The sequence below is a fragment of the Sphingomonas sp. CCH5-D11 genome (assembly GCF_001557395.1).
Taxonomy (GTDB): Bacteria; Pseudomonadota; Alphaproteobacteria; order Sphingomonadales; family Sphingomonadaceae; genus Sphingomonas.
Genome location: NZ_LSKH01000221.1, coordinates 1 through 8,624 on the forward strand (window position 1 = coordinate 1; position 8,624 = coordinate 8,624).

Annotated in this window: 6 protein-coding genes; 2 read left to right on the forward strand and 4 right to left on the reverse strand. The window is 64.8% G+C overall.

The features are described 5' to 3' along the window. Nucleotides 1-174: 174 nt before the first annotated feature. From AX702_RS14005 to AX702_RS14015, 3 genes are read right to left on the reverse strand one after another with little or no spacing between them, the layout of a single operon-like run. The gene (locus tag AX702_RS14005) at nucleotides 175-576 is read right to left on the reverse strand and encodes a Zn-ribbon domain-containing OB-fold protein (protein WP_066780571.1); all 402 of its coding nucleotides are present in this window, start codon (nucleotides 574-576) and stop codon (nucleotides 175-177) included. Further along, on the reverse strand, nucleotides 573-1,814 hold the full coding sequence (locus AX702_RS14010) for a cytochrome P450 (protein ID WP_066780573.1): 1,242 nt from the start codon (nucleotides 1,812-1,814) through the stop codon (nucleotides 573-575). Before AX702_RS14010 ends, AX702_RS14005 begins: the two co-directional genes overlap by 4 nt. Nucleotides 1,815-1,838: 24 nt before the next feature. Further along, nucleotides 1,839-3,338 carry a class I adenylate-forming enzyme family protein gene (locus AX702_RS14015; RefSeq protein ID WP_066780575.1) on the reverse strand — a complete coding sequence of 500 codons (1,500 nt, stop codon included), beginning with the start codon at nucleotides 3,336-3,338 and terminating at the stop codon, nucleotides 1,839-1,841. 188 nt (nucleotides 3,339-3,526) lie between these two features. On the opposite strand from AX702_RS14015, the gene AX702_RS14020 reads away from it, so the two are divergent. After that, the gene (locus AX702_RS14020; RefSeq protein WP_066780576.1) at nucleotides 3,527-5,137 is read left to right on the forward strand and encodes a GMC family oxidoreductase; all 1,611 of its coding nucleotides are present in this window, start codon (nucleotides 3,527-3,529) and stop codon (nucleotides 5,135-5,137) included. Nucleotides 5,138-5,230: 93 nt separating this feature from the next. Further along, entirely contained in the window at nucleotides 5,231-7,735 is a 2,505-nt protein-coding gene (locus tag AX702_RS14025; protein ID WP_082746267.1) for a TonB-dependent receptor, read from the forward strand. Nucleotides 7,736-7,793: 58 nt separating this feature from the next. Here AX702_RS14025 and AX702_RS14030 read toward each other — a convergent pair whose 3' ends face one another. Further along, the gene (locus tag AX702_RS14030) at nucleotides 7,794-8,468 is read right to left on the reverse strand and encodes a TetR/AcrR family transcriptional regulator (RefSeq protein ID WP_197420612.1); all 675 of its coding nucleotides are present in this window, start codon (nucleotides 8,466-8,468) and stop codon (nucleotides 7,794-7,796) included. Between the last annotated feature and the right edge of the window lie 156 nt (nucleotides 8,469-8,624).

The window sequence follows — 8,624 nt, forward strand, 5'->3', positions numbered from 1 at the left end:
TGTCGTCGCCATAGGAGACGAAGCCGTCGACATCGGCGGGGTCGAAGCCGGCCTCGTCGCAGGCGGCAAGGATCGCCTCGACCAGCACGCTGCGCTCGGGCAGGGGGGAGGCGCCGCGCTTGTATTGCTTCAGGCCCACGCCGGCGATGGCGGTGGTGCCGTAGAGGGGATGCGTCACGCGGCGCGACTCCAGATGATGGTGGGAATGGAGTCGTCGCCGACTTGCGTGCGGCCGATCTGGCCGGTCAGCTTTTCGCCCAGCGCCGGATCGATCCGGTCGGGATCCTCGAGCCGCCCGAGCAGGCGGATGCCGCAATCCTCGACCTCCGCCAGCACGGTCGTGAACGGCAAGCCGAGCGACTCGGCGCCCCCGAAGGCGTGCCAGGTGCGCGTCCAGGAGAAGACGGTAGCCGCCATCGGCCGCTCAACCCAATGCACGCCGGTGGTGCCGCACGCGCCGCAGCGATGGCCGGCGGGCCAGATCCAGCGGTCGCAGCCGTCGCAGCGCGGCAGCGTCAGTTTCCCTTCTTCCAGACCGTTCCAGTAAGGTGCGTCCGCGCCGTCCGCTCGGCTCATGCCCCGGTCCGTTCGACAGGTGTCCATTCGAGGGGCAGGTTCTCGAGCGCCATGACCGTGCCGGTGCGGAACGCGTGCTTTTCGCCTGCCACCGGCTTGAACGACGGAATGCGCTTCACCCATTCCTCGGTCAGGATGCGCAGCTCCGCGCGGCCGAGGACGTGGCCAATGCACAGATGCGGCCCGCTGGAGAAGGTGAGGTGCGCGGTGCGCTTGCGATCGATGTCGAACGCATTGGGCGCATCGAACTTGGCGGGATCGCGACTGCCGAGGCACAGCACGCACAGCACCATCTCGCCGGGGTGCAGCGTGGCGGCGCCGATCGTTTGTTCCTGCACCACGAGGCGCGGCGTGTTGACGACGCCGTAGAGGCGGATCGCCTCGTCGGCGAAGGCCGGGATCAGCGACGGATCGGCGGCGAGGCGCGCCTGAAGCTCGGGCATCTGCGCCAGCTGCTGATAGGCGAAACCAGTGACGTTGGTGACCGTGTCCATGCCGCCCAGGAACAGCACGAAGCTCATGGCGAGGATCTCGTCCTCGTTCATCGTGCGCCCGCCAATGTCGACGGTGATGAAATGGCTCATCAGCTTGTCGTCGGGGTGCGCGCGCTTTTCCTCGATCAGCGCCTTCATCTCGCCGAGGATCAGGGCGGAGAGGCGGCCCATTTCGGCGGCGTTGTTCTGATTGTCGAAGAACGCCTCGGCCAGTTCGCGGAACTCGCGCAGTCGGGCGAGGTCCATGCCCATCAGCTCCATGAAGACGCTGACCGGGAACACCTTGGATACGTCGCCCTGGAAGTCGCAGCGGCCGCTGGCGGCGACATGATCCACCAGCTTCTGCGCCCAGTCGCGGATCTGCGGTTCGATCGCCTTGATCGCGACCGGGCCGAACATCGGCATCATCGCGCGGCGATACGGCAGGTTCTCGGGCGGATCGAGGCTCAAGGGAATGAAGAACGGCGGGTTCTCGACGCGCGGGATCTGCATTTCACGGACGGAGAAATGCTCGGGATCGGTGACCACCGCGGTGATCGCGTCGAAGGCCTTCGCGATCCAGTGGCCGCCATTCAGCGTCGTCCAGAAGATCGGCGGCGCATCGGCCAGTGCCTCGGCATAGCTGCCCTGCACGTCCTCGCCGATGCGCGGATCGGCATAGATGTCGAAATCGAAGATGAGATCGGCGGGGATGTGCGCGGGCACGGGGCTCGGCGCGGCGGCGACGGCGGCATGAGCGTTCATGGCAGGCTCCTCAGCGGACAGCTCTTATCGGACTCTGGACAGGCGCTCATGCGCGCCGGCGTAGAGTTCACGCACCGCGGGCTTCGACAGCTTCCCCGTCGCGAGCCGCGGCAGCGGGTCGGCGGAGAAGGCGACGTAGCGCGGCACTTTGTAGTTGGAGAGGTTGGTGTCGCAGTAGCGGATCAGCGCGGTGACATCGATCTCGGCCGGGCCGTGATAGACGACAAAGGGCGTCTCTCCGAACTTGGGATCGGGCGCAGCGATCGCCAGCGCTTCGGTGACGCCGGGAAATTCGCACACCACGCGCTCCACCTCGGCGGCGGAGATGTTGAGTCCGCCGGAGATGATAAGATCCTTCAGCCGGTCGACGAAGGTGAGCAGGCCGTTCTCGTCCAGCGTGCCGATGTCGCCGGAATGAAGCCAGCCGTCGCGGATCGTCTTCGCGGTCTCCGCCGGGTTGCGCCAATAGCCTTGCATCATGCCGGGCGAGCGCATCACGATCTCGCCGGGCTCACCGGGATCGCAGTCGGTGCCGTCGGGACGCACGACCCTCAGGTCCATGAAGATATTGCCCCAGCCGCATTTCTCGGGCGAGTCCATGGCGAGATGCTCGGGCATCATCGTCGCGTTGCCGCCAATCTCGGTCTGGCCATAGATCTGGCGGATGGTAATGCCCTTGGCCTTGTAGGTTTCCAGCAGCTGGCGACTGACGCGCGCGCCGCCCGCCGTGGCGAGTTTGATGGACGACAGGTCGGCGTCGGCGAACTCGGGTAGGGCGGCGATGAACTCGAAGAAGGCGGGCACCGCGCCGAAGCAGGTGATCCGCTCGCGCTCGATCAGCCGCAGCGCATCGGCGGGAACGAATTGCGGCACCATGTAGATGGTGCAGCCCTGGGTCGTATAATGCATCAGCTGAACGAAGCCGGCCGAGGTGTTGAGCGGCGCAAGGCTGATGACCCGCGAGCCGGGCGCCGAACTCGTTTCCTCCACCGCCCAGCTGGCGGCGTAGGCCGTCATCGAGCGGTTGGTGAAGACCACGCCCTTCGGCTTGGCGGTGGAGCCGGAGGTCGCGATGATGACGACCGGCGCGTCAGGCTGCGGATCGTGCGACGGGGTTACCGGCGCGCCGTGGCGCAATGCCTCGATCTCCGCCATGGCGCGGGGTGAAGGGCCGGCATCCGCCATGTTCCCGCTGTGCGCCGGATCGGCGAATGAGATGGCCGGTTCGGTGGTTTCCACCAGTTCGGCGATCTCGCGCGGGGTGTAGCGGAAGTTGACCGGGTTCACGATGCCGCCGGCGCGGATCGTGCCCATGATCAGGGCGACATAGGCAAGGCTGTTGGTGGCGCAGATCGCGACGCGGTCACCGGGCTGGAGTCCGTCGGCGATCAGCATCGCAGCAACCCGGCCTGACCAGTCGTGATAATCGCGGTAGGTGAGCACATCGCCATCGAGGACCACGGCTGGCTGATCGCCCCGCATCCTGGCCCACCATGCGACGGCATTCGGCAACGTCTGCGGCATACGTTCCTCTCCGACGCCGGCTTGGCCAGCGCACGTTCTCCTTGTTGTTGCTGAAGCTAAAAAGGCGCCAACCTAATAGCAATAGTTTTTTCTTTGGCGGGGACTTGTCGCGATGCGTCCGATGGCGTTACCTATTCACCGTAGGTTGAGCGGCACGCGATGCTGCCGACCCAGGAGAGGGCGCGCGAATGAGCTACGATTACGTGATCGTGGGGGCGGGAGCAGCTGGATGCGTGCTTGCCTATCGGCTGTCTAAGAATCCCCGGATCGCGGTGTGCCTGATCGAGGCTGGGCCGCGCGACACGCACCCGTTCATCGCCATGCCCAAGGGGCTCGCCAAGGTGATGGCGGATCCCAAGCATCTATGGGCTTATGCCAGCGAGCCCGACGCCTGCACCGGCGAACAATCCGAGATGTGGGTGCGCGGGCGCGTGCTGGGCGGATCCACCTCCACCAACGGCATGATGTATGTGCGCGGACAGCCAGCCGACTTTGATGCGATCGCCGAGGTATCGAGCGACGACTGGAGCTGGCAGCATATCGGCGCGGCTTATGCGGCAATGGAACGGCATGAGCTGGGCGCGGCCGAGACGCGTGGTGCCACCGGGCCGCTCAAGGTGACCATGCCGACGCTGCGAGATAAATTGTCGGAAGCGCAGATTGCCGCGGGCGAGGCAATGGGGTGGCCGCGCAAGGAAGATGTCAACGCACCCGACAATGGTGACGGCATTGGCTTTACGCCGCGCACCATCGCCGGCGGCAAGCGACAGAGTGCCGCAACCGCCTTCCTGCGTCCGGCGGAGAAGCGCGCCAACCTGACGGTGATGACCGACTGCACCGTAGATCGCATCACCTTCACCGGTAAGCGTGCCACCGGCGTCGAGGTGGTGCGCGACGGCAAACGCGAAACGGTGACGGCGAAAGGCGAGGTGATTGTCTGCGGCGGCGCAATGGCTAGCCCCGGTGTGCTCGAGCGATCGGGCATCGGCGACAGAGCGCGGCTGGAGGCGCTCGGCATTCCCTTGATCCACCACAATCCGGAAGTTGGCGAAGGGCTGATCGAGCATCGCGGGCTGATTGTGCAATGGAAGGTCAAGCGCGACATTTCGCAGAACAAGCAGTTCCATGGCTGGCGACTTCTGCGGTCCGCTGCGCAATATTACCTGACTCGCTCCGGTCCGATGGCGGCGGCGGCTTATGAGATCGGTGGCTGGTTCCGCACGCGACCGGGGCTGAACCGGCCCGACGCGCAAATGCTGGTCGCACCATTCTCCTTCGATTTCGCCAAGCAGCGGCAGGATGTCGAGCGCTTCCCGGGCATGCACGTGGTTGTCTATCCGCTGCGTCCGACCTCGCGCGGCAGCATTCATGTTACCACCCGTGATCCGGATGCGGCGGCGTCGTTCCGGCCGAACTATCGCGCCAACGACGAAGACCGCGCCGCGATGATCGGCGCGATCCGGGTCGTACGCGATTACGTCCGCCAATCGCCGCTGGGCGAACTGGTCGGAGAGGAGACCATGCCGGGCGCGCAGTACGAGACCGATGCGCAGATCCTGGAGGCCTACGATCGCTACGGCACGTGCGGCTATCATGCGGTCGGCAGCTGCCGGATGGGGAGTGACGCGGCGTCAGTGGTCGACCCCCAGCTGCGCGTGCGCGGCGTCGACGGGCTGCGTGTCATGGACACATCGATCATGCCCGCGATCCCCGCCGGCAATACGCAGGGCCCGACCATGGCGATGGCGTGGCGCGCTGCGGATCTGATCCTGCGCGATCAAGCCACCGTACGGGCATGATCGTTATCTATTGACATTAGGTTTGCAACGGCCGAAATTCCGGCGACGCGACAGAAGATCGCGCAATCTGTTTTCCAGAGAGGATGTTGAAGGATGAAGCGTTCCTTGCGGCTCGCGTTGGTGGCGCTGACCTCCACCACAGCGATTGTGCCCCTAACCGTTCAGGCGCAGACGGCACCGGATGGTGGCCCCACGACGGCGCAGGAGCCCGCCACCGGCGGGGTCGAGGCATCCGCGACCGGCGAAACCCGTCCCGCCAATACGACGCCCTCCGCAGCCGGGGATGGCGAGATCATCATCACCGCCCGGCGCCGTGACGAGCGCCTGCTCGACGCGCCGGTCGCGGTCACCGCGGTCGGCGGCGAGACGCTGACCCAATATCAGGCAACCCGCGTCAGCGACATCGCGACCCTCGTGCCCTCGCTGATCGCCGGAAAGGCGGCGTCAGGCTCCTCCGCCAGCATCTTCCTGCGCGGCGTCGGCTCGACCGCGCTGAGCGCGGGCTTTGACCAGTCGGTGTCGTTCGTGATCGACGGCCTGCCGATGAGCCGCGGGCGCGAGATCAGCCTGCCGCAGTTCGACATCCAGCGCGTCGAGGTGCTCAAGGGTCCGCAGGCTTTGTTCTTCGGCAAGAACACCACGGGCGGCCTGATCAACGTATCAAGCAACAACCCCACCAACACGTTCGAAGGCGGGATCAAGGGCGGGTACGGATTCAACGCCGACGAACATTATGTCGAAGGGTATCTGTCAGGTCCGGTGTCGGATACGCTGCGCGCGCGCGTCGCCGGCCGTTATTCCAAGGCAAAGGGTGCCTTCACCAACACGGCGGCAGATGAGTACACCAACTACATTCCGGGGCAGTTGCGCACCCGCGATCGGGACCGGCGCGGCTTTTCGGAAGCCTATGGCGCGCGCGGCACGATCGAGTGGGAACCGAGCAGCGCTTTCAACCTGCAGGTGAAGGGCGGCTTCACCAAGGTAAAGGATGGCGGCCCGACCGACATCGTAGAGCGGCTGTGCGGCGGTGGACGGACGACCCCGCTAGCAGCCAACGGCATTCCGCCCAGCCCCAATGCGGATTGCCGCATCAACGGCCGGTCGGATCAGTCCGCCATTCCGATCCAGGTGGCTGAGGCCAATTACCGCTACGCCCGTGACGGCAACATGTACGGCGATTTCGCATCGCAATATGGCATCGTGACCGCGAACGTGACGAGCGACCCTTTCGACGTCACCTCGATCACCGGCTATTACCACTTCCGCCAATATGATCTGAATAACGTGTCGGGCGAAGCTTATCCCGCGGGGTTCAGCCAGCTTGCCGATTTCGACCAATTCTCTCAGGAACTGCGCTTCCAGTCCAAGTTCGACGGGCCATTCAACATCCTGTTCGGCGGCTTCTACGCGCATGGCGATTTCGTCTTCAACACCGACGCTTACATCGCGCCGCTGCCGTTCGACCCGGGCACGGGCACGTTCGTCAGCTTCAAGCGGGACAATGGCTTTCAGACCGACTCGCTGTCGTTCTTCGCGGAAGGCACATTGAACCTGTCGGAGCAGTTCGAACTCTCGGCAGGTGCGCGCTACAGCTCCGAGGCGCGCGACAGCTATCAGCGCTCACTTCCCGCCAATGCGGCCTTCTCGGCCGCCTTCCCCGGCGGGATCGTCGTGACCGATCGCTACCGCGACGACAATATCTCTCCGCAAGCGACGATCCGGTTCAAGCCGGATACCGACACCACGCTGTACGCCTCGTACAAGCAGGGCTTCAAGGCAGGCGGCTTCAACATCTCGCAGGCGCTGACGCCGGCCCCGACCGCCGTGTTGCAGGATCAGGGCCGCTTCGGCGCGGAAACCGCCGAGGGCGGCGAGATCGGCTATCGAACGCTGGCCTTCGGTCGGCGGCTGACCTTCAGCCTGACGGCGTATCGCTACGAATATAAGGATCTGCAGGTCCAGTTCTTTGACCCCACCACTGTTTCGCTCACCGCGGGCAACGCCGGCAAGCTGCGCACCCAGGGCGTGGAGGCAGACTTCAACTTCCGCGTGCCGGGAGTCGATGGCTTCAGCCTGCGTGGTGCAGCGGCCTACAACGATGCCAAGTACCAGGACTATGTCGGCCAATGCTATCCGGGGCAGACGATCGCGCTGGGCTGCAATCTCCAGCCCGCCGGCGGCGTCTTCAACGCACAGGATTATGACGGACGAACGCCCCCGAAGGCGCCCAAGTTTGCCGGGCGCGCCGGCTTCACGTTCGAAGTGCCGGTGACCGACTCCGGATGGTCGGTGCGTGCCTCCAGTGATGTGAGCTATACGTCGAAGTATAATTTCACCGACGCGCTCCGTCCCGACGCCATTCAGAAGGGATATGCGAAGCTCGACGCGGCACTGGCGCTCAACAGTCCGGACGAACGCTGGACGCTGTCGGTGATCGGCCGCAACCTCACCAACAAGCTGGTGGTCACGGCAGCGAACGACATTCCGTTCACGGGCGGGACCGGCGGCGGGACGGCCGGCCCTGGCGTTACCGCCGACATGTCTGCCTTTGTCGACAACCCGCGCGAAGTGTTCGTGGAACTGGCGCTCAAGTTCTGATCTGTGTCCTCCCGGAAAACCTCAAAGGGGCGGTGCGTTCACCGCCCCTTTTTTCGTGTCACCTGCTGCCGTAACGCGCGCGAAGACCGGCAAGCAGCACCTGCAATCCTTCCTTGAAGATCTCCTCGTCCGACGGTGCGAGTTCAAGCGCTTCGGCAAGACGGGGGAAATGGGCAGAATCCACCTCGGGCATGGCCGGGATGTGGTGGGTTTCCGCAGCGGCCGCGAAGAGCGACGAGCCATAAGTGAACTTCTCGATCACCTCATGCACGATCATGTGCGTGGCGAGCGGATACGGACAGTCGCGCAAACCGGCTTCGTAGGCGGGGAGCATCAATCGCCGCGGGAAGAAGCGTAGCGAAAGCGGCGCGGCATTCGGGTGCCGGAGGGCAACGCGGCGGGTGGCGCAGCTGAGTTCGATCATCCGCGTCTCCCAATCGGTGGACCATTCCTCCTGCTCGTGGCCGACTTCTGAAAGCAAACTGCGCGCGACCTCTGCGAGAAGCTCCTCCTTGTCACGGAAGTGGTGGTAGAGCGATGGCGCACTGACACCCAGCTCCTTGGCGACAGCCTGCAGGCTCAGGGCGTCCAGTCCCTTCGCATCGATGAGCCGTAACGCCGCCCCCGCAGCGGCCTCACGCGTGATCAGCGGAGACGATGGGCGTCCTGCACGCGGCACGCGACGCTTGCCGTCAACGGTCGTCTTCGTCCTCTTCGCGACTGCAGGTGTCATGATGTTCATGCCACTAAGCTAACCGGCTTACTGCTTGACGACCAGAGCTTGCTCCACATAGCGGTAATCTACGATGATTAGATTGCGAGATCGCGCGGGGAGAGGATCAATGAGCAGCTACGACGTGGTGATCGTTGGTGCGGGCCATGGCGGGGC